Raw genomic sequence first — 26,090 nt, 5'->3', positions numbered from 1 at the left:
ACATGGAGAAAATCATGCAAAAACAATTCCTTGCTGCGGGCCTTCTGTCCATCGCAACCCCTGCGCTGGCCGAAACCCCCATCCTACAAGTCCTGACCTACGACAGCTTCACCTCTGAATGGGGCCCCGGCCCGGCAGTGGAAAAGGCGTTTGAGGCGACTTGCGCCTGCGACCTGCAATTCATCCCCGCCGGTGACGGCGCCGCCCTCCTCGCCCGCATCCAGCTGGAAGGCACCGCCTCCGACGCCGACGTGGTCCTTGGCCTCGACACCAGCCTCACCGCAGCAGCCACCGCCACGCAACTCTTTGCGCCACATGAGAAAAATCCGGCGCTCAACCTTCCAGTCGACTTTGCCGATCCGAATTTCCTGCCCTTCGACTGGGGCTGGTTTGCCTTCGTCTACGACAAGACCAAAGTCACGGACGCCCCGAAATCCTTCGAGGCCCTCGCCGCCTCCGACCTCAAGATCGTCATCCAAGACCCCCGCTCCTCTACCCCCGGCCTCGGCCTTCTTCTCTGGGTCAAAGCCGCCTCCGGCGACCGCGCGGGCGAAGTCTGGCAGGCCTTGGCCGACAACATCGTCACCGTCACCCCCGGCTGGTCCGAGGCTTACGGCCTGTTCCTGGAAGGTGAGGCGGACATGGTCCTGTCCTACACAACCAGCCCGGCCTACCACCTGCTGGCCGAAAGCGATGACACAAAATCTGCCGCGCTTTTCGACGAAGGCCACTACATGCAGATCGAGGTTGCGGGGAAACTGGCCGCTACAGATCAGTCCGAACTGGCGGACCAGTTCCTGGATTTCATGCTGAGCGATGCCTTCCAGTCGGCCATTCCGCAAACGAACTGGATGTATCCCGCCGTCACCCCGGCGGCTGGCCTTCCGCAAGGCTTTGATGCGTTCCGCCCGGCGAAGTCGCTGCTGATGTCGTCCGACGAAGCGAAAGCCGTCCGTGACGCTGCACTGGCCGAATGGCAAGCCGCGCTCGCCCGCTAAGCCTGGCTGCACCGGCGCTGGCGGTCCTGCTGCTGGCGCTGGTCCTCGCCCCTCTGCTGGCCGTCGGCTTGCGGGGGGCGGGGATGTCGCTTGGTCCGGCGGACTGGGCGGCTGTGCGATTCTCGGTCACCCAAGCCCTTCTTTCCGCAGCATTTTCCACAGTCCTTGCCATCCCCGTTGCCCGCGCTTTGGCCCGGCGCCGCTTCCCCGGCCGCACGGCCCTTATCACCCTGATGGGCGCTCCGTTCCTCTTGCCCGCCGTCGTCGCCGTGCTTGGTCTTCTCGCCGTCTTCGGCCGCTCCGGGGTTCTCAACCAGGCGCTGATCCAGCTCGGCCTGCCTCCCATCTCGATCTACGGCCTGCACGGCGTTGTCCTGGCCCATGTCTTCCTGAACCTCCCCCTTGCGACCCGGATGATCCTGCAAGGCTGGCTTGCCATCCCGGCCGAACGGACCCGGTTGGCCCAGTCCCTGGGCTTCGGCCCGCGCGAGACCTTTCGCCACCTCGAAGCCCCGATGCTGCGTGAGGTCTTGCCCGGCGTCGCGCTGGTGATCCTGATCGTCTGCCTGACCAGTTTCGCGGTGGTCATCACCCTTGGGGGCGGGCCGAGGGCTACCACGATCGAGCTGGCAATCTACCAGGCCGTCCGGTTCGAGTTCGACCTTGGCCGCGCCGCCGGTCTGGCCGGAGTGCAACTGCTTATCTGCGCGCTGGCGGCGCTGATTGCCTGGCGGTTTGCCCGCCCGGCAGGGTTTGGGGCGGGTCTGGATCGCGATCTTGCCCTGCCTGCCCCCGGGGGCTGGCGGACCTGGGGCGATGGCACTGCGCTGGTCGCTGTCACCCCGTTCCTGACCCTGCCACTTCTTTCGGTTCTCTTGCGCGGCCTTCCCGGCCTGACCGACCTTCCTGCCTCTGTCCTGCCTGCGGCGGGCCGTTCGATCATCGTGGCACTGGTGTCTTCAGGGTTGACGACCGTGGCGGCCTTGACCCTTGCCCTTGCCTCGGCCCGCCGCCCTAAACCGCTCATCGAGGCAGCTGCCACCTTGCCGCTCGCCACGTCCGGCCTTGTCCTGGGCACCGGACTTTTCCTTATGATTCAACCCTTGGCGCCGCCGATGACGCTTGCCTTGCCGGTTACCGTGCTGGTCAACGTGGCCTTGTCGCTGCCCTATCTCTACCGCATCCTTCTGCCAGAGACGCGCGCCCTGCAGGCTGACTACGGCCGCCTCGCCGACAGCCTGTCACTGTCCGGCTGGGCCCGGTTGCGCTGGCTGATCCTGCCGCGTCTGGCGCGCCCCCTGGGCTTTGGCGCCGGGGTTGCTGCTGCCTTGTCCATGGGCGATCTCGGCGTGATCGCCCTCTTTGCCGGAGAGCGTCAGGCCACCCTTCCCCTTGTCGTCGCGCAACTGACCGGCGCATACCGGATGGAGGCCGCCGCCGCCGCCGCGCTTATCCTTGTCACCCTGTCCTTCGCCCTTTTCTGGGCCTGCGATGCCGGAGGCCGCCGTGCTGCAGCTTGACCGCCTGATCCTGATGCAGGGCAGCTTCCGCCTGACCGCCGACTGGAGCGCGAGCCCCGGCCAGCGCATTGCCGTCATCGGCCCATCTGGTGGGGGGAAGTCCACGCTTCTGTCTGCGATCGCCGGGTTCATCGCTCCGACGTCGGGCCGCATCCTCTGGAACGGTCAGGAGATCGCAGCGGTTCGGCCCGGGGAAAGGCCGGTCACGATCCTGTTTCAGGACCAGAACCTGTTTCCGCATCTGACCGTTACCCAGAACCTGGGCCTTGGCCTGCGTCCCGATCTGCGGCTGACGCCAAAGGACCTCGAGCGGATCGAAGACGCCCTGGGTCGTGTCGGGCTTGCCGGGCTGGGTGCGCGTCGTCCGGCGCAATTGTCGGGGGGGCAGGCCAGCCGGGCAGCGCTGGCCCGTGCCTTGCTGCGCGCCCGGCCGATCCTGCTGCTGGACGAACCCTTCGCGGCGCTTGGCCCGGCGCAGCGGCGGGAAATGCTGTCGCTGGTGAGCGAGGTGGCCGAGGCGACGGGTGCGCTTGTCCTGATGGTCACCCACGACCCGGAGGACGCGCGTGCGCTGCAGGGCGCAACCGTCTTTGTCGCAGATGGCGTGGCGCACCCCCCGGTCGAGACCGAGGCACTTCTGGCCGCACCACCCCCTGCTTTGCTGGATTACCTCGGACGGAAATGAAAAACCCCGCCAGGAGGGCGGGGTTTTCAAGGTCATTCTGTCAAAGGATCAGGCGGTCTTCTTGCCCTTGATCCCGGCCCAGAGGCGCTTGTTGGTCAGGTACAGAAGCGTCGACAACAGGACCAGGAACAGCACGCTGACGAAGCCTGCGCTCTTGCGGTCCATCAGCTTCGGCTCGGCCGCCCACATCAGGAACGACGCGACGTCCTCGGCCATGTGATGCACCGTAGCCCGATGTCCGTCCGCATAGGTCACCTGGTCATCCGACAACGGCGGAGCCATGGCGATCCAGCCGCTGGGGAAGGCAGTGTTTTCGTAGAAGTACGAGCCGAATTCTTCCTTCTCCTCGCCGGTATAGCCGGTCAGGATCGAGTAGATGTACTCCGGTCCGCCCATGCCGCGGAACAACTGGTTGATCCCGGTGCCGTAGGGTCCGTGGAAGCCAGCGCGTGACTTGGCCATCAGGGACAGGTCCGGTGCGCCGGCCCCGGTGTTGGCCGGGAAGTTGTCGGTCGGCAGGCCTTCGCGGTCTTCACCGGTTTCCTTGTCGGTCACCGTGAACTGCGTGGCATAGGCCCGGACCTGGTCTTCCGGAAGGCCCGGCCCGCCTTCGTCCGACAAGGTGCGGATCGGAACGAACTTCAGCCCGTGGCAGCCCGAGCAGACCTCGGTATAGACCTGAAGGCCGCGCTGTAGCTGGAACTGGTCGAACTTGCCGAACGGGCCTTCATGGGCGAAGGCCACGTCCTCGATATGGCCCTCCCCACCGGCGGCGAACACGCCACCGGCAGTCAGGGTGAGGGCCGATGCGGCGATGAGTGCGATGTTGCGGAACATGGTCGGTTTCCTCTCACTCGGCCGGATGGGCTTTGGAGCCGTAGTGGGCGTTGAAGTCTTCCTCGATGGTCGCGGGCTGGGCCAGAGGCTTCTCGATCACGCCCAGAAGCGGCAGGATGACCAGGAAGTAGGCGAACCAGTAGGCCGAGGCGATCAGCGAGATCGTGGCGTAGGGTTCATCCGCAGGCATCGCGCCGCACCACATCAGGACGACGAAGTCGATGACGAGGAGCGCGAACCACCACTTGAACATCGGGCGATAGCGGCCCGACCGCACCGACGAGGTGTCGAGCCAGGGCGCCAGCGCCATGACCGCGATCGCGCCGAACATCGCCAGCACGCCGAAGAACTTGGCGTCGATGATGCCGAAGGACAGCCAGTTGGCCGCGATCACGACCCAGACGTCCGCGGTGAAGGCGCGCAGGATCGCGTAGAACGGCAGGAAGTACCATTCCGGAACGATGTGCGCAGGCGTCGCCAGCGGGTTGGCCTCGATGTAGTTGTCGGGGTGACCCAGGTAGTTCGGCATGAAGCCGACCACGGCGAAGAACAACGTCAGGATCACCGCCAGCGCGAACAGGTCCTTGATGACAAAGTAGGGCCAGAACGGCACGGTATCGCGCTCGGCCTCTTCTTTCGACCCACGGCGGACTTCAACACCCGTCGGGTTGTTGTTGCCAGTGGTGTGGAAAGCCCAGATGTGCACCGCGACCAGCGCCGCGATCACGAACGGAAGCAGGTAGTGCAGCGAGAAGAAGCGGTTCAGCGTGGCGTTGTCGACGGCAGGGCCGCCCAGAAGCCAGGTCTGGATCGGCTCGCCGATGCCCGGGATCGCGCCGAAGAGACCGGTGATCACGGTCGCACCCCAGAAGGACATCTGGCCCCAGGGCAGGACGTAGCCCATGAAGGCGGTGCCCATCATCAACAGGTAGATGATCATGCCGACGATCCAGGTGATCTCGCGCGGGGCCTTGTAGCTGCCGTAGTAGAGGCCGCGGAAGATGTGCAGGTAGACCGCGAAGAAGAACAGCGAGGCGCCGTTGGCGTGCAGGTAGCGCAGCATGTAGCCGCCGTTCACGTTGCGCATGATGTGTTCGACGCTTGCGAAGGCCTTGTCGACATGCGGGGTGTAGTGCATCGCCAGGATGATGCCGGTGACGATCTGCAGCGCAAGGCAGAAGGTCAGGATGATGCCCCAGATCCACATCCAGTTCAGGTTCTTGGGCGTGGGAATCATGATGGTGTCGTAGAGAAGCCCGACGATGGGCAGCCGCTTGTGCAGCCAGCGCTCACCTGAAGTCTTGGGCTCGTAATGGTCGTGCGGAATTCCGGCCATGATGTTGATCCTTACCCAAGCTTGATCGTGGTTTCGTCGAAGAAGGTGGCCACCGGAACCGGCAGGTTGCGCGGGGCGGGCCCTTTGCGGATGCGGCCGGCGGTGTCGTAGTGCGAGCCATGGCAGGGGCAGAACCAGCCGCCGAACTCACCCGCGCCGTCGCCCAGCGGCACGCAGCCGAGGTGGGTGCAGACGCCCATCATCACCAGCCACTCGCCCGCTTCGTCCAGCGTGCGGTTTTCGTCAGCAGCGTCGGTGCCGGGCTTGTTGGCGTTTTCCGACGCGGTGTCCGGCAGGTCGGTCAGCGCAGTGCCGCGGGCAGCCTCGATCTCTTCCGGGCTGCGGCGGCGGATGAAGACCGGCTTGCCAAGCCATTTCACCGTCAGCTGCGTACCGACCTCGACCGCCGAGATGTCGACCATGATCGAAGCCAGGGCGCGGGTATCGGCCGAGGGGTTCATCTGGTTAACCAGCGGCCAGACGGCAGCCCCGGTGGCCACCACCCCGGCACCCGCGGTCGCGTAGTACAGGAAATCCCGCCGAGTGCCTTCGCCGGTGCCTGCGTGATCGTCTGCGTGGGACACGAGATATTCTCCCCTTTCGGACCGGAGGCGCCGGTCCATATGGTTTGAGGGGCAATGGAAATCCATGCCCCGCCGGGCGCGTGTTTAGCCAAGGCTTTCCGCCTCGTCCAGCGGACATAGCCCAAGATCGACGCATTTCTCTGCGGCAGACTGTCCCGTGTGACGCCTTTGACGCGGGTTCAGGCCGTCGGAGCGGTCGCCTGCATCGATGGCCGGGCGGCAAAGCCCGCATACCAGGCGGCCAGCGCGGGATGGGTGCTGTGCCAATCCCGATCCGCGTGGCGCAGGTCGAGATAGCCGAGGGCGCAGCCGACGGCGATCTGGCCCATGTCGACCGACCCCGCGAGGTGGCTCATCCAGCGATCCTCCAGCGCGTCGAGGGCGCGGGCGATCTTCTGCCACTGTGCCTCGGCCCAGGCGGCGGACCGGGTACCTTCGGGGCGGACATGCATCTCGTACCGCATCAGGACCGCGGCCTCGGCGATACCGTCGCCGGTGGCTTCGATGACCAGCGTGTCCCACAGGTGCGGAGCGGCAGGATAAAGGTGCGCCGTCAGAAGGTCGTCGAGGTAGCGGGCGATCACCCGGCTGTCGTAGAGGGTAGGGCCGTCAGGGCGTTCCAGCGCGGGGATCTTGCCCAGCGGGTTGCGGTCGACCGGCATCGTGCCGGGATCGAGCGGGTTGCCCGAGACGGGGACCAGCGTGACACGATCGGTGGCCTTGGCTTCGTGAAGCAGGACCATGACCTTCCGGACAAAGGGCGAGGCGGGGGCGTAGTAAAGCTTCACTCTTCCCGCTCCCGCAGACGGAGACGGGCCATCAGGCCGGCGTCGACCTCGTAAGTCCGGCCCCGGAAGCGGATCACCCGGCGGAGCCTTGCGGTCGCGTTGGTCTGGCGGTCCTCAGCTCGGTCGGCAGGACGGTGGAGGGAGAGGCCCTCACCGAGGTCATCCAGCGCGTCCTCGGCCCGCTGGTCGGTGCGGCCGGGGTAGGTCGCTGATCGGACCCAACGGGAAACGGCCCAGGTTGTCGAGGCAACGAGGCCGAGGCGGACGGCGAGGGGGAGCAGGGGGGCGAGGGGAAGGGGCATGGGAACCTCCGGGATGGAGAGGAAAGTGTAGGGGTGAAGGGGGTGGGGTGTAAACGGGTCGCAGACGTGTCCACGGTGGACAAAACCGATATAGACAATGATTTCTGATACTTGCTCGCGGACGGTAACGGAAACTTAACAAATGGCCGCAGGAGCTTCAGCAATGCGGATTGCCTGTTGCGGGCGCACCCATCCGGACAGGGCAAGTCTGATCGTGCGGACGACAGTTGCGGGCGGGTCCCCCCAACCCAATCCACTCCACTCGCGGGGGATGGGAGGCGCATGACGAAGGGCGACGGCCTTGCGTGCCCGCCCCCGCTCAGCGCGCCGTGCCCAGCCAGCCATTCACCGTCTGGGCCATCGCTTCGGGCCGCTTGCCGCTGGTGTGATAGCTGGTGAAGGGCACGATCTCGGGCGGGTCACGCAGGTCCAGCTCCATCCGGTAAGTGGTGCCGTCGCTGTCGGTGCTGACGCCCACACGCGCCCGGTCCAGCCGGTCCAGCGGGTGCACAGTCTGGGTCAGACCAAGAACCGAGCGCCGGGTCCGGCTCACGGTGCCGGCGCTGCGGTCGAACGTCAGGCGGACCCGCTGCACCATCAGCGCGCCAATCAGGACCGGCACACCGACGCCGATCAGAAGCATCATCAGTCCGCCGAAAACCTCGCCGGACGCCAGAATCGCCATGCCGCCGAAGGCAAAGATCAGCGCCATGACGATCATCATGATGCCGATGAACCAGGGCTGATCTTCCAATATCAGCAGCTGTTCGGTGTTGTGGATGACCTTCATGGCAGTTCGCGCATCAGCGCCGCGATGTCCTGGGCGGTCGCGTTGCCGCGCGCCAACGCCTCGGCCGCGCGGGCGCGGACTTCGGGCGTCTTGTTCTGGTTCAGCTTCCAGGTGCCTTCGACCGAGGTGACGACGAAGCGGAAGGGCAGAATCATCCGCATCATCCGGGGCATCGCGCCTTCGGTCATCTTGGCGCTGGTCCAGGGGCGCTTGCCGGTGATTCGGGTTTCATGTTCGGCGGAAAGCGCCTCGACATGGGGACGCAGGGCGTCGTCGGGCAGGGGTTCCAGATGCCCTCGCAAGTGGACGGCAACGTAGTTCCAGGTGGGCACCTGGTCGGGTACCTGGTCGTGCGGGCCATACCAGTCGGGCGAGATGTAGGCGTCCGGCCCCGAGACGGCGAGCAGCGCTGGGGCGGGCAGCCCGGTGCGGGCGATGGGATTCGACCTGGCGAGGTGAAGCTCGGCAATGCTCGCGTCGTCGTTCAAGAGGAACGGCACATGCGAGGCATGGGGGCCATCCGGGCCGTTGAGGGTCAGGACGCCGAAGCCCCGGGCACGGGCGAAGGCAAGGTTCCGTTCGCGGGGGTCCTGCCGGAAGGCTGGGTTGCTGTGCATGGAACGTAACCGCAAAAGTAATTCGACGCGCCTTTATCCTGTGCCGAAAATCACGGCACAAGCGTGTTCGTTCCAGTCAATCCAAGAGTTCGCCGTTTTCCAATCGCGGGCCCAACGCCTCAACCAAGGAACAGTTTGGCCGTCAGCTGACCTGAAGCTCGCAGTTGAAAGCATACTTCAGGTTGTCGACAAATATCCCACCGTCATCCACGGACTCGATCAGAATCCCGCTGATCTGCGGCGGCAAGCCGGTTTCGGTGCCGTAAGCCACCGAAACGCCGCCTGTCGCGTCTATCCCCCGCTGGCCAAGCAACTTTCCCTCGGCCGAGAAGAAGCTGACCTGCACGGAGCCGGGTTCTGCAAACCCGGTCGTACCGGGCGGCATCATTCCTTCAAGGACAGTCTGGAAGCCTACAGTGCAAACCGGTCGGTTAAACAGTACGGCAATCGACCCTTCTCCGATGCCGTCCCTTCGTCCGGCCCCGGCTGGCCCGATCCCTTGAAGTGCCAAAGAGGCCGCATCGTCCTCATAGGCCCAGAACAGGTTCTGTCCCGCAGGATCCATCTGCAAAGCAAGGGGTTTTCGCGGTGTACCTGCAACCAGATCGAATCGTGTTGTGCCAATCTGCCGGTCGACAAGGAACTGTCCGTGAAAGTGGCTGGCGAAGGTCGCAGAACCCGAGGTCACCGGCTGATCAATCACCCAGGGTGCGTTGCCGCCGAACGCAGTGAACGGTTCGAGAATTGCCGATGGTGCGACGAGATTTTCGTATCGCTCTTCAAAGATCGTTTCGCCCGACACTGCCTGCGGAATGGCGCAAATGGCAAGAACAACGAGATGCAGATGGGTCAATCCGGGCACCGACGGAGAAGGCAGGTTCGAAAGCATTGAAGGAACAGATGCGGAAAAGCAAAGGCCGCCCAGGTTTCCCCTGAGCGGCCCTGAGTCCGTTTGCCGGAAGCAGCCTCAGCCCTGGCGGGCCTTGTAGCGCTTCTGCGTCTTGTTGATCACATAGACGCGGCCTTTGCGGCGCACGACCTGGCAATCGCGATGACGCGTCTTCAGCGAGCGGAGCGAGTTCGCAACCTTCATCGACCTTCTCCTTGTTCGCGGCGCGTCTGCGCCAGTGAAAACAACGTGCCCCCCTTGGCGGGAAGCGGTGAATGGTGGGCGGTACTGGGATCGAACCAGTGGCCACTACGATGTCAACGTAGTGCTCTACCGCTGAGCTAACCGCCCACTTTGCCGTCTGGTCCGCACCCTGCCCTCTTCGATGAAACGAAAAGGACGCGGGGCGAACCGCGTCGACAGGCCGGGTCTATACTGACAAGCGTCGGGGGCTGCAAGGGGTTTTGGCTTTCGGGAAACTGCGGTTATATCGAAAGGGAGACGACGGAGCAGCCACCAGAGAGGGTCCATGTCACGGACCGAGACCGAGGCCTATGTCCTGACCCGCCCGGAGCGCCGGACGTCGTCGCTGATCTTTGCCTCGCCGCATTCGGGGCGGGACTATTCTCAGGATTTCCTGGCGCAGGTGGTGCTGGATCGCCGGATGGTCCGGTCGTCGGAGGATGCCTTCGTCGACCGGCTGTTCGACAGCGCGCCGGGGTTGGGGGCGCCCCTTTTGTCGGCGCGGGCGCCACGGGCCTATATCGATCTGAACCGGTCGGCGGACGAACTGGATCCGGGGGTGATCGAGGGAATCGCCCGGGCGCCGCACAATCCGCGCATCTCCTCGGGGCTTGGGGTGATTCCCCGGGTGGTGGCCGGGGGGAGGGCGATCTATCGCGGCAAGCTTTCGCTGGCAGAGGCAGAGGCGCGCATCCGGCGGTTCTGGCATCCCTACCACCAGGCCCTGGCCAAGGTGGTCGAGGAGACCCGGGCGGAGTTCGGCGAGGCGGTGCTGATTGATTGCCATTCCATGCCGCACGAGGCGATCGAGGCGCATACCCGGCCGGGGCAGGTGCGGCCCGAGGTGGTTCTGGGCGACCGCTATGGCGCCACGGCGGGGCGCGAGGTGATGGACCGGGTCGAGGCGGCTTTTGCCGGGGCGGGGCTGCGGGTGGGACGGAACGCTCCGTTCGCCGGGGCCTATGTGGCGCAGGCCTATGGGCGCCCGTCGCGGGGGGTGCATGTGGTGCAGGTCGAAATCGACCGGGCGCTGTACATGGATGAGGTCCGGGTCGAGCCGCTGGCGGGGTTTGAGGGATTCCGTCGCTTGATCGCGGGGGTGGTTGCCGAGCTGGTGCAGCCCTCGGGTGTGGCGCTGGCGGCAGAGTGAGCCGGGGCTGTCCTGCGTGGACAGGGTTGCAGGCTTAGGCATTTCAAGGGGTTGGGTGTGGGCGTTTACGGGGTTTTTGCCTTGTTGGGGCGGGCCCGGTGCCGACCGCTCGTATTGAATTGAGCGCTGACGCGCGAAGACTCTTTGTCTCGCCTCTGGCCTGCGGCCAACCGGTTCGGGAGGGCCTCCGGCGGGGATATTTGGAGAAGGGAAAGGTGGGGGGTTCGGAGGGTTGAGGCCTTCGGCCCCGGCTTACCAGACGCTCGCTCCGGCGATCAGCCTTTGAACGCCCGCTCTATCGACTCGATTGCAAGTTCCTCCCGCTCATCCAGCTTTCCATCAGCCTCGGCGATCTCACGGAGCAGGGCGATGAGGTCGGCGTAGAACGCATGGGCATTGCAATCGGGATGTTCCCTCACGAATCGGCCAATTGCCGTGGTCGTTTGCTTGATGGGTTGGGACAGCGCCCCCTCCTCAAGCAAGGCCAGGGCGCGCTCGGTATAGGCGGGATCGAACCCCCATTCAGCAACGAAGTAGTCGCGCATGGAGGCTCGCTCAGCCGGATCAATCATTCCATCGATGTTTGCAACCTTCAGTGCGAGCGTCCCCATCATGTCGAGGAGTGCAGCTCCAAGTTGGTCGATTGGGGAATTGATGAAGCGCGGAATGACTTCTACACGAGACTTTGCATAGCGACCAATTGCGCGGGTTACGCCGTAGTAGACCCCTCCTGAAACGACAGCCGAGGCGACAACCCAACCGATGGGCGTCGCCGTGAAGGCCGCGCCGATCCCGATCCGGGCGAGGATGCCCGTCGAGGCAAAGAACGTGCTTGCGACGGCGGACGATGAGGCGATCCCCGCTCCGGTCGCCGCGACGCCGCCGACATCCCAGATCGTCGAAAGCGCGCGCCCTACCTTTAGCGACGTATACGCGTCTTCGCCAATGGCCAGCTTGCGCTTGAATCGCAGGCTGTCAGCCACAACTTTGGTAACGCCCTCAAACCGTTTGAGAACCTCGGCGGGGGACTGAGCCTTGGTCATTCAGGCGTGCGCTGCAAGGATGGACATGCGTTGCTTCAAGCCATCGATTTCTCGTTGCACGGACATGTTCTTGAAGTCTTCGGTCGCCCCGCGTCCAACGCCTAGGGCTACCATCAAGGGGGTAAGCAGCGCCGCAATTGTAGGGCCGAGCAAGGGGAGCGTTGCAAGCACCATTGACATGATAAGCGCGATGATCACACCGAAGATCACGTTCTGAAATTTCCCAGCAAGTTCGATGGCGAAGGCGAGTATCTTGCGCCCGATGGCAATCACCTTGCCGCCGACTGCCAGTGTCACCTTGGCCACGTCCATGAGGATGGATTTCGCATCGGCAGAGATCGAGAGCCGATCTACCTTTTCCTGAAGTCCGCGAAGGGTGGGGGCCTTTTCAAAATCGACGAGCACGTCGGATAATGAATTCGGAACAGCACTACTCATCATTATCTCCTTGAAATATCGGTGCTGAAGTTCGCAACAACCTTGCTGTGCGTCAAGTTCCGTGAAGTTCCGGTGCGCTGTAGCGCACCCTACGTTGTCGTGCCGTAGCGCCCCACGATCAGCGAGGAGCGATGCGGGACTCGAGCGAGGAGCGGGTTAGCGCAGGGCGCGGCCTTTGATGATGGCTTCCGCTCCGAACTTCGCGCGGATGGCGTCCGTCGCGCGTTCGGCGGCGGCGCGTTTGGTGGCGTTGGGGTCGAGGAGGTCGGCGGAGAGGTCGGCCTGGTCTTCGGGGGCGAGGTCGGAGATGCCGACGCCGATCAGGCGGAAGGGGCCGGTGGTGCCCGCGTGGTCGAAAAGATCGCGGGCGGCGCGGTAGATGCGGTCGGTGAGTTGGGTTGGGTCGCTCAGGGCGTGGCGGCGGGTGACGAGTTGGAAGTCGCCCTTCTTCAGTTTCAGGGTCACCGTGCGGCCGGAGAGACGCTTGGCCTTGGCGCGGTCGGCGACTTGCTCGGACAGGCGCCAGATGTGGCTGTCGAGGAGGTCGGGGTCGGAGGTGTCCTCGAAGAAGGTCGTCTCCTTGGAGATCGACTTCAGCTTCTCGTCGCGGTTCACCCGGCGGGTGTCGAGGCCCCGCGCCAGATGCCAGAGGCGGTCGCCCATGCTGCCGAAGCGCGCGCCAAGGTCGGCGCGGTCCCAGCGGAGGAGGTCGGCGATGGTGCGGATGCCTGCGCCTTCCAGCGCGGTCTGGGTGGCGGTGCCGACGCCCCAGATGATGCGGACGGGTTTGGGTTTGAGGAAGGCCTCGGTTTCGGCATTGCCGATCACGGAGAAGCCACGAGGTTTGTCGAGGTCGCTCGCGATCTTCGCCAGGAACTTGTTGTGCGACAGGCCGATGGAGCCGGTGAGGCCCAGCTCATCCTCCATCCGTTTGGTCAGTCTTGCCAGCAGGACGGCGGGGGGTGCGCCGTGCAGGCGGGCGGTGCCGGTGAGGTCGAGGAAAGCCTCATCCAGTGAGAGGGGTTCGATGGACGGCGTCAGCTCCTCCATCATCGCGCGGATGGCGCGGGAGGCTTCGGTGTAGGCGGGGAAGCGGGGCTTCACCACCACGGCCTCGGGGCAGAGTTTCAGGGCCTGGAACATCGGCATGGCCGAGCGGACGCCCTTGATCCGGGCGATGTAGCAGCAGGTAGAGACGACGCCTCGGGTGCCGCCGCCGACGATGACGGGCTGGTCGCGTAAGCTGGGGTTGTCGCGTTTTTCGACACTGGCGTAGAAGGCGTCGCAGTCCATGTGGGCGATGGAGAGGCCCGTCAGTTCGTCATGCGCGACCATGCGCGGGGACCGGCAGGACGGGCAGCGCGAAACCGGGCTGTCGGTCAGGGTCAGGCAATCGCGGCAGAGGCTGGGCATGATGGGGCGAGGCTACCACGCTGGTCGCGGACTGTGGAAGGTGGTGGTGGAAAGCGGTTGACCTTCCCGAAACCTGTCCGTCCTATCCTGAGCCGAACCACAGGACCCGTTCGCGCATGACGCACCCGTATGAGAGCCTGCCCGAGGACCGTTTCTGGCGGACCGCCGTCGCGGAGCGGGACGCGCTGGAGATCGCGGGGCTTTGGAAGCCGAAGCACGCCATCGCGCGGCGGACGCGGATCGTGACGGCGGGGTCCTGCTTTGCGCAGCATTTCTCCAAGGCGCTGGTGGCGCGGCGCTATCGCTGGCTGGATTTTGAGCCGGGGCCGGCCGGGCTGACGCCCGAGCAGCGGAAGGATTACCACTACGGGACCTTCAGCTTTCGGACCGGCAATATCTACACGCCGAAGATGCTGCTGCAGTGGCTGACCTGGGCGCTGACCGATGCCGTGCCCCCCGATGAGGTGTGGGAGAAAGACGGGCGGTTCTATGATCCGTTCCGGCCGGGGGTGGAGCCGGGCGGGTTTGTCTCAGTGGAGGAACTGCATGCCTCACGCAGGGACACTTTACGCGCGATTGCCGAGGCGGTGCGGGGGTCGCATGTGTTCGTCTTCACCATGGGGCTGACGGAGGCCTGGGCCGAGAAGGCCACGGGCGTGGAATATGCGGTCTGTCCGGGGACGGTGGCGGGGTCGTTTGACGAAGGGCGGCATGTCTTTGTGAACCATGGCTTCCGCGCGCTGATGGATGACATGACGGCGGCGCTGCGGCTGATGTTCCGGGCGAACCGGCGGCTGATCGTGTTGCTGACGGTGTCGCCGGTGCCTTTGACCGCGACGGCCTCGGGCCAGCATGTGCTGACGGCGACCAGCCATTCGAAGTCGCTGTTGCGGGCGGTGGCGTCGGAGCTGGTGGCGACCCAGGCGCGGGTGGATTACTTTCCGTCCTACGAGATCATCACGCATACTGCCTATCGGGGACGGTTCTTTGCGCAGAACATGCGGTCGGTGCTGCCCGAAGGGGTGGACCATGTGATGGCGCAGTTCTTCCGCGATCAGGCGGCGGCCTTTAGAGGCGAGGTGGCGGTGGCCCCGGCTGTGGCTCCCGCTGCGCCCGAGGAGGTCCTGGAGCCGGAGATGACCGAGGCGGAGGAGTTGCGCTGCGAAGAGGAGATCCTGGCCGCGTTCGCTCCGGATCAGCGGCATGCCTGACCTGCCCCGGTTCTGCATTTTCGGCGACAGCCATTACGCATGCCTGCGTCAGGCAGAGGCAGAAGGGCTTGCCGATCTGTCGGGGGTCGAGCTGGAGTATTGGGGACACGTCGGCAGCGGGTTCCGCTTCCTGCAGGTGCGCGACGGCGCGGTGCATCCGGGCGACGACAAGGTGGCGCGCAGTTTTGCGCGGTTCAACGCCAAGCGGCGTATGGTGCTTCCGGCGGCGGACTTCGACGCGATTCTGGTGATGGGCGCGCGGGTCTATGTCTGGCGGCTGTTCATCTCGGTCCTGCGGGCGCTGGAGTCCGGGCCGTTCCTGAGCCAGGGGCTGATGCGGCGGATGCTGGTGGATGGGTTCCGCTGCCAGGTGGGCTATCAGGTGACGGCAGGGCTTGCCGCGACTGGAACGGCACGGATTTTCCTGGCTCCGGTCGCCTATTACACGGAAAACCCGGCGGTTCTGGCCGAACTGGTGACGCCGGGCATGCAGCGGCTGATCCCCGAACGGGTGCCCGAGTTCTGGCGCATCTTGCAGGAGGCCGCGGCCGAGGATGGGATCGACCTGGTGCCGCAGCCGGACGAGACGGTGACGCAGGGCATCTTTACCGGGGCGGAGTATGCGGTGGCGGATCATCTGGCGAAAGCGGATTATGAACACCGGAACGCAAGGTATGGCGCGGTGATCCTGTCGCGGGTGATGCCGGTGGCCCGTAGCCTTGCAAGGCGCGGCTAGGCAGGTGGGGTTGCGGTGGCCGGGTGCGCTGGGCAAGATGGCGGGACGAAGGAGGCGCGATGCTTGAGATCGCTGCAATACTGCCACCCGGCGCGTTGATCGGGGGGGATGAGCGCCTACTGGCCGAGGCGGTCCTGCGCACGGGTGGCGCACGTTTTGTCGCGCGGGAGGGCGACATCGTCCGTACCGATGGCCGCATCACCGGCTGGCGTGAGCAGCACGGCGCGGTCGAGGCGGTCACGGCGGGTCCGAACAGCGGCAACAGCCGGTTTCAAGCCGGGCCACCAGCGGGCGTGGTCTGTCAGGAGGGGATGAACTGCGGGTTCACTTTGCCGGGCTTTGCGCCGGAGGTGGAGGCGTTCACCGTGGCGGTGGTCTACTGGTCGGAGGGTGAGGCGAAGACGCTGGCCTCGGTTTCGACGGGGCAGGCGAACAACATGATCTTCCTTGCCGAAGCCGAGGGACGGGTGCTGGCGAAGGATCGGGCCGGTGCCATGGAAGTCTCGCTGCCCGTGAACCGGGGCGCAGGGGCAAAGCTGGCGCTTCTGGGCTATGACGGACGGTCGCTGCGGCTGGGTCTGGGCGACCGGCGGGCTGAGGTCAGCGGGACCATCCCCGGCATGGCGCATCCGGCGGATTTCTTTATCGGTTGCCGGTCGAACCGGGCGGGGCTGGCGAAGACCTTGGGCCAGTCGCTGCTGCATGAGGTGATGTTCTGGCCGGACCGCTGCCTTCCGGGGTCCTCTGACCCTGAGGATATGGCCGCTTTGGCCACGCTGAACGCCCATGTCCGCTGGACCTACTGACACCGGGGAGGAGGCCGGGCCTCCGCTGGAGGTGCCGCCCGAGATGGGGCTGGACGACGGCGCGGGTGCGCGCAGGTTCCTGATCCGCGGGGATCACGCGAACCTGTGGTTCGAGGGCGGGCGTGGTGACGCGCTGATCGTGTCCTTCGACAATCTGGCGACCATCGACGAAGGCTGGCCGCGCGGGCCCTGGGCCTGGAAACGGCTGGAGCCCATGGGCCATTCGGTGCTGGGGGTGCAGAGCCACGCCAAAGACTGGTTCCGCCAGCCGACGGCCCCCGCGCTGATCCGGGGGCTGGAGGAGCGGGAGTTTTTCCGCCGGTTCAGCCGGGTGGTGCTGACCGGGGCCTCGATGGGGGGCTTCGCGGCTCTGAACTTTGCGCCGCTGATCCCCGAGGCGCGGGTGCTGGCCTTTTCGCCCCAGTCGACGATGAACAAGGTGATCGCGCCGTTCGAGCAGCGGTTTCCCTTCGCCGTGCGCAAGTCGAACTGGGAGGGGATGCCGTTCCTCGATGCCGCGGCGGCGGTGCCCTACATTCGGCGGGCGGTGGTGGTCTATGACCCGTTCGTCCCCGAGGATCGCGCCCATGCCGCGCGGCTGGCGGGGCCGAATGTGCACCTGCTCCGGCTGCCCTTTACCACGCATGAAGCGATCCGGGTGATCCTGAAATCGGGGACCTTCCCGGTGCTGATCAACCGGATGGTCGAGGCGGATGAAATCGGGACCGAGTTCTGGTCGGCCTACCGGGCGCGCCGCCACGTCACCAAGTGGCAGCGCGCGGTGCTGGCGGCGGCGGCGAACCGGGGGCGGCATGCGCTGGTGATGCTGGCGGCCGAGGGGATGCTGGAACTGGGCGCAGACCTGCCGGACGAGGACAAGGTCTTCATCCGCCGCGCCAGGCGGGCGGCGGTGAATGCGCTGCGGGCGGCACAGGCGGGCTAGGCCTTGGCTTTGGCCTTGTGCTAAGCCGTTGGCGGCAGACAGGATCGGGACATGGACCAGACGCGCGGCCGGATGATGGCGATGACCATGGTGGGCGGGGATCACTTCTTTCTCCGCCGCTGGGTCGACTATTATGGTCGGCAGCTTGGCCGCGAGAACTGCTTTGTCCTGAGCCACGGTGGCGACCCCGAGCACAAGAAGATCGCGGAAGGCTGCAACGTCATCTACCTGCCTTTCGACGAGACGCGGAACTGCTTTAACCAGCGGCGCTGGCAGATGCTGTCGCGGCTGACGACGGGGTTCACCAACTTCTACAACTGGGTGCTGGTGGGCGATGTGGACGAGATCGTCTGCGTCGATCCGGCGGTGTCGGACAGCCTGCCGGATTACATGGAAAGCCTGGTGGTGAAGGGCGGGCCGCGGGTGGTGACCCCCTTTGCCATCGAGATGGTGCACAACCCCACGCTGGAGCCGGAGCCCTTGACAGAGGGGCGCAACATCCTGGACGTGCGGCGGATCTTCCGGCTGAACGCGAACTACGCCAAGCCCTGCATCACCTGCGACAAGATCGACATCGCTCCGGGCGGGCATTTCGCCAACCATCCGAAGCTGCATCTCGACCCGCATCTCTACCTGTTCCACCTGCGCTTCATCGACCATGACATGACCGAAGCGCGGCTGGCCAAGCGGCGCGAGCAGCGGGTGATCCAGAGCGGCGCGCTGGAAGAGGTCGAGCGGCAGAAGACCGGCTGGGATACGGCGTGGGAGACGTACAAGTCGCTGTCGAAGGAGAAGCCCCGGGCCGAGACGGTGGATTTCCCCGAGTTCCGGCAGGAAATGGTCGACGGCTGGCGCGAGAAGAAGGTGGTCTACTATGCCCCCGGCGGGGCGCGGCCCAAGGGGGTCTACCGGCTGCCCGAACGGTTCAAGGTGCTGTTCTGATGGCTGAAAAGATTCCCCCCGAAGGCGTCATCATCCGGGCCGAGAATGGCGATGTCATCCGCTATGACGAGACCGGGCTGGTGCTGCGGCTGTCGGACAAGGTGATTGCCGATATTGCCGCTCGGCTGGAGCTGAAGCCGCAGCTGGTGGGGGCCGAGGCGCTGCCGCTGCCGGACCTGCCCGACGATGTGGACCTTTGGGCCGCGCGGCGGGAGGGGGACTGGGTGTTCTTCCAGGCGAACCTGCCGGGGGCCGACAGTGCGCGGGGATACCGGCGGCATATCTCGGGCGGGGCGGTGGTGGCCGAGGCGAGGGGGCCGCTGCTGGCGGTCATGGGGATTGGCGGGGCGCGGGCTGGGCTGGGCTCTCCCGGTCCGGCGCGGTTCCGCTGGCATGTGCTGGGCCCGGCGGATGATATCGGGGCGGTCGGTCAGGGCGGCCTTGGCGAGGCGGTGGCGACCGACGCTCTGGAGCCTTTGCGCGAGCTGACGGTCGAGGCGCTGATCGCGGATGAACTACTGGCCCGGAGACGGGCGGCGCACCAGTCGCTGCCGCTGATCGTGGTGCGGACCGAGACCGACATGGCCGCGACGGCGCATGATCTGGGTGGGGGTTCGGCGGTGGCGAATCTGGACCGGGGCTTTGCCAATCTGGTGGCGGCGGCCGGGCGGCTGGGCGTGAGTGCTCAGGTCCTGGCGGTGGTGCTGGACTACACGCTGGAGGACCTGACGGGCGACCCGGTGGCCTACCGCGACGGGATGATCGCGCTGATGGAGCGGATCACGCGCGGTATGGCGAAACAGGGGCTGGCGCGGCCGATCTTCTTGTCGGCCTTCGACTGCGGGACGCGGGACGTTACTCGCGGGCCGGGGCTGGAGGGTCAGTGGGAGCTGTCGTGGAACCACGGCGACCACCAGCTGGTGTTTGCGGCTCCGTCCTATGCCTTCCGGATGGATGATACCGGGCGGTTGACTGACGAAGGCCGGGCCGAAAAGGCGGTGCTGCTGACCGAGGCGCTGCTGGCGGTGCATGGCGGGGGCAAGTGGCTGTGCCCGGTGATCCAGCTGGCGGAACGCAGCGGGGCGGATATCCGGCTGATCTGCGAGGCGCAGGATTCGCTGGTGATCGACCCGGGCGATCCCTTTGGCGCGGGGCCGCTGGCCGGGTTCGCGCTGGAGGGGGTGACGAACGGGGCGAAGATCGCGTCGGTCGGGGTTGATCCGTCGGATGCGAAGGCGGTGGTGCTGAAGTGTTTGAAGCGGCCGGAGGGGGAGGTGTTTGTCACCTATGCCCATGCGGCTTCGCCCGGTGACGGCCCCTACCCGGCGAACCGGGGGGCGTTGCGGGGGGATTTCGGTGAGGGCGCGGTGCGGCGCTGGGCGCTGCCTGCCCGCCTGAAGCTGACGGGCGGCTGATGGCGTTCAACGCGGACAGCATCAAGGACGACAACATCTGTGTCATCTGGGTGGATGACATGATCGACGTCTTCACCTGGCGCGACACCTTCGGCATTCGCATCCAGACGCCGAACCTGGACCGGCTTTTGAACAACGGGGTGCGGTTCGGTAACGCCTATGCGACGATCCCCTTGTGCGCGCCGTGCCGGGCAGAGCTGGCCACCGGGCTGTCACCGTTCCGGACGGGGCTGGTGGACCTCAACCGGTTCTGGCGGCAGGTGCTGCCGCCAGAGAAGGCCTGGGTCTACGACCTGCGGCGGGCTGGGTTCTACACCTTTACCACCGGCAAGGTGGATGCGACCTACAAGCCGATGCCCGAACGCTATCGCCGGGTGCTGTTCCATGAGGACGTGACTGCACAGGATTCGGCCGGGCGGGAGAAGGTGCACCTCTACCTTGACCGGGGGCCGGGGATCGCGGGGGTCAACCATCCCGACGATGACGGGTCGCAGGATCATCTGTTCTACGACTTTACCGTGGCGCAGAACGCGATTGATTTTCTTGGGCGGGCTGACCCGAAGCGGCGGCACCTGATCCAGTTGGGTTTCAAGCATCCGCATTACAATCTGGAATGCCCGGACCGGTTCTATCAGCTGTACGACCCCGCGCAGATCCGTTGGCCCGACATTGCGGCGCCCGAGGATTACTACGGCCCGCCGCCCGGCTTTGCGGTCTATGAGGCGGCCTATATCGCCAACGGCAACTGGACGCCGGAAAAGGGCGGGGACGATGGCTGGCGGCAGGTGGTCCGCGCCTATTTCGCGGCGATCAGCCATGTGGATCACGAGATCGGGCGATTTCTGGACGCGCTGGAGGCCTCGCCTCTGGGGGGGAAGACGACGGTGATCTTCCTGTCGGACAACGGGTTCAACCTTGGGAACCACGACAGCTTTCACAAGATGAGCCAGTGGGATTCCGCTGCGCATGTCCCTTTGGGCATCTGGTCGCCCCGGATGACGGAAGGCCGGGTGATCGACCTGCCGGTCTCCTTGCACAACTTCCCCAAGACGGTGATGCAGTTGGCCGGGTTGCCGCCGCGCCCGGACTGGACCTCGGGGCAAAGTCTGCTGCCGCTGGTGGACCCGAGTTTCGGGAGCTTCGACACGACGAAATCGCCGATTACTTCGGTCTTCGGGACGCTGTCGGTGCGGCCCTCCATCGAAGGCTATCGGCAGTTCCGCTACTTCCGCTATCCAAACGGCGAGGAGCATGTCTACGACGTGGTCGCCGACCCGGGTGAGACGGAGAACCTGATCGCGACGGCCCCGATGGACGTGCTGCGGGGCGAGTTGGTGAAGGGGGCCTTGGACCTTGGGTTGGACCTGCGGGGGTTTGAGAACCCGGCGGATGGGGTCAACGCGATGATGGCGGTCGATGGGTCCGTGGTGCTGGAGGGCAAGCGGGGCAACGACAACTACTGGGCCTACGGGGCCGAGGCCGAGAAGATCAAGGAGGCCAAGGACGGCGGCACCGATACTTTGTGGTATCTGGGCGGGCCGGATGGCTATGTCCTGCACTGTCCGATGAACGTGGAGAACATCCGCATCGCCACGGTGCTGGCCCGGCACGAGGACGCGGAGGCGGCGAAGAAATCACCCCGCGTGATGCGGATCGTGGCGCATCCCGAAAGCCCGATCCATTTCGAGACGACCGAGCGGGTGATGGTCGATGTCCGCGGATCGCGCGGGAACGACGTGATGATCGGGCCGAAGTATGGCGGGGCCACGTTCTACGGCGGGGAAGGCGACGATGTGCTGCGGGCGATTTCGGTGTCGGAAAGCTCACTCCATTTCTTCTATGGCGGGGCGGGGAATGACCGACTGGTCGGTGGTGGCGGACGCGATGTGCTGGACGGCGGCACGGGGGATGACACGATCATCGGCACGGCGGCACGGAACCGGATCTTCGGCGGGCATGGCAATGACGAGATCCACGACGGAGACGGGTCATCCGTCGTCCATACTGGGCCGGGGCGCAACCGGGTGCGGCTGGGCGGCGGGAACGACACGGTGCATGCAGGGACGGGGATCAATCTGATTGACCCGGGACCGGGGGCGGTGGTTTTCGTGCTGGCCTATGGCGGGGTGACGCATGTCAGCCAGTGGCAGGCGGGGCAGGTCTATGACCTGTCGGCCTGGCCGAAGCCGCCGCAGGTTACGCGTCGCCCGGATGGGCTGGTGGACGTGACGCTTGGGCTTTCGGTCCTGCGCATCACCGGGGTGCCCGAGGGGCATGACGTTCTGTCCCAGATAAGGCAGGGCGCGGAATAGGAACGCCCGCCCCGTGAGGACACACGGGACGGGCGACTGCTCTGCCTGCCTCTGCCAGCGGCCTTATTCGGCCACCTTGACCTCGGTCCCGTGCCCGTCGTCATCGCCACGGGTTTTCCAAAGCGAGTAGAAGATGCCCGCCGCAATGATGCCGATGGTGATCGCCAGCGACAGGTAGGGGTCGAACTTTCCGAAGAAGTAGCTGTAGAAGCCCTTCAACCCGATGAAGATCAGCACCACGGCCAGCGCGTATTTCAAGTAGTGGAAGCGGTGCACCAGTGCGGCCAGCGCGAAGTAAAGCGCGCGCAGGCCAAGGATCGCCATGATGTTCGCGGTGTAGACGATGAAGGTGTCGGTGGTGATCAGGAAGATCGCGGGCACCGAGTCGACGGCGAAGATCAGGTCGGCCACGTTGATCACGAGCAGCGCCACGAAGAGGGGCGTTGCGTACAGCATCAGCTTGCCGGTCGCGGGGTTGGTTTCACGGACGAAGAACTTTTGCCCGCGCAGCTCGTTCGTGACGTTCATGTGCCTGGACACGAACTTGACCACCGGGTTCTTCGATACATCCATGTCGCCTTCGGGGACCACCAGCATCTTGATGCCGGTGAAGGCCAGGAAGGCGGCGAAGATCAGGGTCACCCAGCTGTAGGTCGAGATCAGCTCGGCCCCGATGGCGATCATGATGCCGCGCAGGATGATGACGCCGATGATGCCCCAGACGAGGGCGCGGTACTGGTACTTTCGCGGAATGGCGAAGTAGCCGAAGATCAGCGAGATGACGAAGACGTTGTCGATCGAGAGCACTTTCTCGATGATGTAGCCTTGGAAATAGCTTGCCACGGGGTTTGACCCGTCGCTGGTGACCAGCGTTCCGTTCTGCCAGGCCCACCAGATATAGCCGCCGAAGGCGATGGCTATGGCGATGTAGAAAGCCGACAGCTTCAGGCTTTCTGCAACGCCAAGCTCGTGGTCGTCGCGGTTCAGAACGCCAAGGTCAAAAACCATCAGCGCAACAACGATGGCCAGGAACATCAGCCATAGCCAAAGCGGCTTGCCGACGAAAAGCACGAAGAGGAATTCCATCCCCATTTACCTCTTGATTGATGCGTCGAGAGGTCAGCCTTTTCAGGAGCAGGGCGCCGGGCATGACATCGAGCACGATTTCTCGATGCGGTCCGACATCACGAGGCCACGCAGGGGTGGCAACGTCAGAGGGGCCCGGCCCGCAGATCGGTAGGTGGGGGCGGGGTGCGACAATTCAACCCCGACGATCAAGGTTTTTTCACGGAACCGTGACCTGACGGCGCCGGTTGGCCGGTTTTCGCGGGCATCGGGGCTTGTGGCAGGGGCGGCGTGGCCTGTATGCCCAAGCGGCAGCGAGGACATGCCATGAGCCTGAACACCTTCGGACATCTTTTCCGCGTCACCACCTGGGGCGAAAGCCACGGGCCGGCGATTGGCTGCACGGTGGACGGCTGCCCCCCGGGCGTGGCGCTGGCCGAGGCTGACATCCAGCCCTGGCTGGACAAGCGCAAGCCCGGGCAGAACAAGTTCACCACCCAGCGCAAGGAGCCGGACGAGGTTCGCATCCTGTCGGGCGTATTCGAGGGCAAGACCACGGGCACGCCGATCCAGCTGATGATCGAGAACACCGACCAGCGGTCGAAGGACTATGGCGAGATCGCGCAGTCCTTCCGGCCGGGGCACGCGGACATCACCTATCACCAGAAGTACGGCATCCGGGACTATCGCGGCGGCGGGCGGTCTTCGGCGCGGGAGACGGCTTCACGGGTGGCCGCGGGCGGGGTGGCGCGGCAGGTTCTGACGGCACTGGTTCCCGGACTGAAGATCACGGGCTACATGGTGCAGATGGGAACGAAGACCATCGACCGCGCGCGTTTTGACACAACCCAGATCGAGCAGAATCCCTTCTGGGTGCCCGATGCGGTGGCCGCCGTGGAATGGGCCGAGTATCTGGATGAGTTGCGGCTGTCCCACAACTCGGTCGGCGCGGTGATCGAGGTGGTGGCGGAGGGCGTCCCGGCGGGGCTGGGCGCACCTCTGTATGGGAAACTGGATAGCGATCTGGCCAGCGCGATGATGTCGATCAACGCGGTGAAGGGTGTCGAGATCGGCGAGGGAATGGCAGCTGCCGCGCTGACCGGCGTCGAGAATGCTGACGAAATCCGCATGGGGCCGAACGGGCCGGAGTTTCTGTCCAACCACGCGGGCGGCATTCTGGGCGGGATCTCGACGGGTCAGCCGGTGGTGTGCCGGTTTGCGGTGAAGCCGACCTCGTCTATCCTGACGCCCCGGCAGACGATCACGGCTGCGGGGCAAGAGACCGACCTGATTACCAAGGGCCGCCACGACCCTTGCGTCGGCATCCGCGCGGTGCCGGTGGGTGAGGCGATGATGGCCTGTGTCATCCTGGACCATCTGCTGCTGGACCGGGGCCAGACCGGTGGTGCGCGCGGCCGGATCGGCTGACCCCCGGGCGGGGTGCTGGCGTCCGTTTTCCGGTGGCTGGCGCGCGACGGACGAGCAGTGCCGTCCGGCACGGGTCCGATGGCTGAAAAGTGCAAGTTTTTTCCCGTTAAGTCCATTTTTCAGGGCCGATTTGCGCCCTATCCTCCCACGCCTGCGGCGCATTGTCACAGAGTTTGGACCGGGATGGAGGCGGAGGAACACAGGATGGACGGACGGACTTGCTCCTGATCCGGCAGAGACCCGAGCAGTAAGCGGTTGAGAGGGCTGACCTGATTGGAAGACTGCCCTATGATCCGTATCACGTCGGATGGTGGGGCTAGGCCGGAAAGGGAGTGCGGGCACCTGCGGCACAGGTCCCGGTCGGAGGAGCGAGACCGGGTCAAGTCCCCGAAACTGGGTGGCGAACGCTGAACGACCGGACCGTGTCTTCTGGCAGAGGCCGCAAGTTCCCAAGGCCGAACGGACCGCCGACCCTTTGTGACCCTGACCGGGAACTGGTCAGTCAATGCACTGGAATATCAGGAAAAACAGAAAGGCCGAAAGTTTGGCCGATGATGGGAGGATACCATGACGACCCTACGCAAAATCGTCCGGCTGGCGGCGACCACCGCTGTGGCTTCGCTGCTGGCGCTGTCCGCTTCGGCCCAGGATGTGGTGCTGAAACTGCACCAGATGCTGCCCGCCCAGGCCCCGGTTCCCGCCAAGATCCTGGAGCCCTGGATGAAGAAGATCGAGGCAGAGTCCGGCGGTCGCATCAAGTTCGAGCACTATCCGGCCATGCAGTTGGGGGGCAAGCCGCCCGAGCTGATCGACCAGGCGATTGACGGTGTCGCGGACATCGTCTGGACTCTGCCCGGCTATACGCCCGGCCGGTTCCCGCGGACCGAAGTGATCGAGTTGCCGTTCATGATGACCGACGCCGAGAGCGCCTCACGCGCGCTGTACACGCTGGGCGAAAAGTACATGTTCGACACCGAATACAAGGACATGAAAGTCCTTGGGATGTGGGTGCATGGCCCGGGGTTGATCCATTCGAAGGACCCGATCCTGGCCCCGGCCGACCTTGCCGGCGTCAAGCTGCGCGCCCCGACCCGCGTGACCAACATCATGGTCTCGGCGTTGGGCGCGACGGCCGTGGGGATGCCGGTTCCGGCAGTGCCGGAATCCCTGTCGAAGGGCGTGATCGATGCGACGATCATTCCGTGGGAAGTGACCGGCGCACTGAAGACGTCCGAGCTGGTGAAGAACCATACCGAATTCACCGGCAAGGCGCTCTATACCGGGGCCTTCGTGCTGGCGATGAACAAGGCGGTTTATGACGGCCTGCCCGATGACCTGAAGGCGATCATCGATGCGAATACCGGGGTCGAGTTTTCTGCGATGGCGGGCAGGATCGGGCAGGAAGCCGATGCGGGCGCGCGGCAGATGGCGGTCGATCTGGGCAACAACATCGTGACCCTGACGGCCGAGCAGTCCGCCGAATGGGAAGCGGCGGCGCAGTCGACCTATGCGGCCTGGCTGGAGGAGATGACGGCTGCCGGGATCGACGGGCAGGCGCTTCTGGACGAGGCGAAGGCCCTTCTGGCGCAGTAAGGCAGT

At 65.2% G+C, this 26,090-nt stretch carries 26 protein-coding genes and 1 tRNA gene; 13 read left to right on the top strand and 14 right to left on the bottom strand.

Translation table 11 applies throughout. The annotated features are described in order from the left end of the window. The first annotated feature begins 14 nt into the window (after positions 1–14). From thiB to E8M84_RS00775, 3 genes are read left to right on the top strand one after another with little or no spacing between them, the layout of a single operon-like run. On the top strand, positions 15–998 hold the full coding sequence (thiB, locus tag E8M84_RS00785) for a thiamine ABC transporter substrate binding subunit (protein WP_137109273.1): 984 nt from the start codon (positions 15–17) through the stop codon (positions 996–998). Then, positions 974–2,518: a thiamine/thiamine pyrophosphate ABC transporter permease ThiP gene (locus E8M84_RS00780; protein WP_137109272.1), complete on the top strand. Its 1,545-nt coding sequence runs from the start codon at positions 974–976 to the stop codon at positions 2,516–2,518. Before thiB ends, E8M84_RS00780 begins: the two co-directional genes overlap by 25 nt. Beyond that, entirely contained in the window at positions 2,505–3,203 is a 699-nt protein-coding gene (locus tag E8M84_RS00775) for an ATP-binding cassette domain-containing protein (protein WP_137110785.1), read from the top strand. Before E8M84_RS00780 ends, E8M84_RS00775 begins: the two co-directional genes overlap by 14 nt. Before the next feature lie 48 nt (positions 3,204–3,251). Here the strand turns inward: E8M84_RS00775 and E8M84_RS00770 are convergent, their stop codons facing one another. The 10 genes from E8M84_RS00770 to E8M84_RS00725 all read right to left on the bottom strand — a co-directional run bounded on the left by E8M84_RS00770 (position 3,252) and on the right by E8M84_RS00725 (position 9,697). Next, positions 3,252–4,040 carry a cytochrome c1 gene (locus tag E8M84_RS00770; RefSeq protein WP_137109271.1) on the bottom strand — a complete coding sequence of 263 codons (789 nt, stop codon included), beginning with the start codon at positions 4,038–4,040 and terminating at the stop codon, positions 3,252–3,254. A 13-nt stretch (positions 4,041–4,053) separates the two neighbouring features. Then, positions 4,054–5,376, bottom strand: coding sequence for a cytochrome b (gene petB, locus E8M84_RS00765; RefSeq protein ID WP_137109270.1), 1,323 nt, complete (start codon positions 5,374–5,376; stop codon positions 4,054–4,056). An 11-nt stretch (positions 5,377–5,387) separates the two neighbouring features. Next, positions 5,388–5,960: a ubiquinol-cytochrome c reductase iron-sulfur subunit gene (petA, locus tag E8M84_RS00760; protein ID WP_137109269.1), complete on the bottom strand. Its 573-nt coding sequence runs from the start codon at positions 5,958–5,960 to the stop codon at positions 5,388–5,390. Positions 5,961–6,139: 179 nt separating this feature from the next. Beyond that, complete coding sequence (locus E8M84_RS00755; protein WP_137109268.1) at positions 6,140–6,748, bottom strand: glutathione S-transferase; 609 nt, start codon at positions 6,746–6,748, stop codon at positions 6,140–6,142. Continuing rightward, complete coding sequence (locus tag E8M84_RS00750) at positions 6,745–7,050, bottom strand: hypothetical protein (protein ID WP_137109267.1); 306 nt, start codon at positions 7,048–7,050, stop codon at positions 6,745–6,747. The genes E8M84_RS00755 and E8M84_RS00750 overlap by 4 nt, the downstream gene beginning before the upstream one ends. A gap of 319 nt (positions 7,051–7,369) precedes the next feature. After that, complete coding sequence (locus tag E8M84_RS00745) at positions 7,370–7,840, bottom strand: sodium/calcium exchanger protein (protein ID WP_137109266.1); 471 nt, start codon at positions 7,838–7,840, stop codon at positions 7,370–7,372. Further along, positions 7,837–8,457 (bottom strand): FMN-binding negative transcriptional regulator, encoded by a 621-nt coding sequence (locus tag E8M84_RS00740; RefSeq protein WP_137109265.1) that lies wholly within the window; start codon positions 8,455–8,457, stop codon positions 7,837–7,839. Before E8M84_RS00740 ends, E8M84_RS00745 begins: the two co-directional genes overlap by 4 nt. A gap of 142 nt (positions 8,458–8,599) precedes the next feature. Then, positions 8,600–9,346, bottom strand: coding sequence for a hypothetical protein (locus E8M84_RS00735; protein ID WP_137109264.1), 747 nt, complete (start codon positions 9,344–9,346; stop codon positions 8,600–8,602). 78 nt (positions 9,347–9,424) lie between these two features. Further along, on the bottom strand, positions 9,425–9,550 hold the full coding sequence (gene ykgO / locus E8M84_RS00730) for a type B 50S ribosomal protein L36 (protein ID WP_023666132.1): 126 nt from the start codon (positions 9,548–9,550) through the stop codon (positions 9,425–9,427). Positions 9,551–9,622: 72 nt separating this feature from the next. Further along, a tRNA-Val gene (locus tag E8M84_RS00725) sits at positions 9,623–9,697 on the bottom strand. A gap of 178 nt (positions 9,698–9,875) precedes the next feature. On the opposite strand from E8M84_RS00725, the gene E8M84_RS00720 reads away from it, so the two are divergent. Beyond that, a complete protein-coding gene (locus E8M84_RS00720; RefSeq protein ID WP_137109263.1) occupies positions 9,876–10,739 on the top strand; it encodes an N-formylglutamate amidohydrolase in 864 nt (287 codons plus the stop codon). Positions 10,740–11,014: 275 nt separating this feature from the next. On the opposite strand, the gene E8M84_RS00715 is transcribed toward E8M84_RS00720, so the two are convergent. The 3 genes from E8M84_RS00715 to E8M84_RS00705 form a co-directional block, all read right to left on the bottom strand. Then, a complete protein-coding gene (locus E8M84_RS00715) occupies positions 11,015–11,782 on the bottom strand; it encodes a TerB family tellurite resistance protein (RefSeq protein ID WP_137109262.1) in 768 nt (255 codons plus the stop codon). Beyond that, entirely contained in the window at positions 11,783–12,220 is a 438-nt protein-coding gene (locus E8M84_RS00710; protein ID WP_137109261.1) for a hypothetical protein, read from the bottom strand. Positions 12,221–12,376: 156 nt separating this feature from the next. Continuing rightward, positions 12,377–13,633 carry a DNA polymerase IV gene (locus E8M84_RS00705; protein WP_137109260.1) on the bottom strand — a complete coding sequence of 419 codons (1,257 nt, stop codon included), beginning with the start codon at positions 13,631–13,633 and terminating at the stop codon, positions 12,377–12,379. 116 nt (positions 13,634–13,749) lie between these two features. Here E8M84_RS00705 and E8M84_RS00700 point away from each other — a divergent pair, with 116 nt between their 5' ends. The 7 genes from E8M84_RS00700 to E8M84_RS00670 are packed head-to-tail and all read left to right on the top strand — an operon-like array spanning position 13,750 to position 21,998. Further along, positions 13,750–14,844, top strand: coding sequence for a GSCFA domain-containing protein (locus E8M84_RS00700; RefSeq protein WP_137109259.1), 1,095 nt, complete (start codon positions 13,750–13,752; stop codon positions 14,842–14,844). Continuing rightward, positions 14,837–15,580, top strand: a complete 744-nt coding sequence (locus E8M84_RS00695) for a hypothetical protein (protein ID WP_137109258.1) — start codon at positions 14,837–14,839, stop codon at positions 15,578–15,580. Before E8M84_RS00700 ends, E8M84_RS00695 begins: the two co-directional genes overlap by 8 nt. A gap of 59 nt (positions 15,581–15,639) precedes the next feature. Beyond that, positions 15,640–16,386: a hypothetical protein gene (locus tag E8M84_RS00690; RefSeq protein ID WP_137109257.1), complete on the top strand. Its 747-nt coding sequence runs from the start codon at positions 15,640–15,642 to the stop codon at positions 16,384–16,386. Further along, the gene (locus tag E8M84_RS00685; RefSeq protein ID WP_137109256.1) at positions 16,367–17,329 is read left to right on the top strand and encodes a hypothetical protein; all 963 of its coding nucleotides are present in this window, start codon (positions 16,367–16,369) and stop codon (positions 17,327–17,329) included. Before E8M84_RS00690 ends, E8M84_RS00685 begins: the two co-directional genes overlap by 20 nt. A gap of 51 nt (positions 17,330–17,380) precedes the next feature. Continuing rightward, positions 17,381–18,271, top strand: a complete 891-nt coding sequence (locus tag E8M84_RS00680; RefSeq protein ID WP_137109255.1) for a glycosyltransferase family 2 protein — start codon at positions 17,381–17,383, stop codon at positions 18,269–18,271. Further along, complete coding sequence (locus E8M84_RS00675) at positions 18,271–19,686, top strand: hypothetical protein (RefSeq protein WP_137109254.1); 1,416 nt, start codon at positions 18,271–18,273, stop codon at positions 19,684–19,686. Before E8M84_RS00680 ends, E8M84_RS00675 begins: the two co-directional genes overlap by 1 nt. Then, a complete protein-coding gene (locus E8M84_RS00670; protein ID WP_137109253.1) occupies positions 19,686–21,998 on the top strand; it encodes a sulfatase-like hydrolase/transferase in 2,313 nt (770 codons plus the stop codon). Before E8M84_RS00675 ends, E8M84_RS00670 begins: the two co-directional genes overlap by 1 nt. Before the next feature lie 63 nt (positions 21,999–22,061). On the opposite strand, the gene E8M84_RS00665 is transcribed toward E8M84_RS00670, so the two are convergent. Further along, positions 22,062–23,084 (bottom strand): TerC family protein, encoded by a 1,023-nt coding sequence (locus E8M84_RS00665; RefSeq protein ID WP_137109252.1) that lies wholly within the window; start codon positions 23,082–23,084, stop codon positions 22,062–22,064. A 306-nt stretch (positions 23,085–23,390) separates the two neighbouring features. Between E8M84_RS00665 and aroC the strand changes: the two genes are divergently transcribed. Together aroC and E8M84_RS00655 are read left to right on the top strand one after the other, a co-directional pair. Beyond that, entirely contained in the window at positions 23,391–24,491 is a 1,101-nt protein-coding gene (aroC, locus tag E8M84_RS00660) for a chorismate synthase (RefSeq protein WP_137109251.1), read from the top strand. A gap of 567 nt (positions 24,492–25,058) precedes the next feature. Continuing rightward, on the top strand, positions 25,059–26,084 hold the full coding sequence (locus tag E8M84_RS00655) for a TRAP transporter substrate-binding protein (protein ID WP_137109250.1): 1,026 nt from the start codon (positions 25,059–25,061) through the stop codon (positions 26,082–26,084). The last annotated feature ends 6 nt before the right edge of the window (positions 26,085–26,090 follow it).

The organism is Rhodobacter sp. SY28-1 (assembly GCF_005222785.1).
Lineage (GTDB): Bacteria > Pseudomonadota > Alphaproteobacteria > Rhodobacterales > Rhodobacteraceae > Tabrizicola.
The sequence above is the reverse complement of the archived record's forward strand: the minus strand, read 5'-3'. Positions and strand labels throughout refer to the sequence as shown.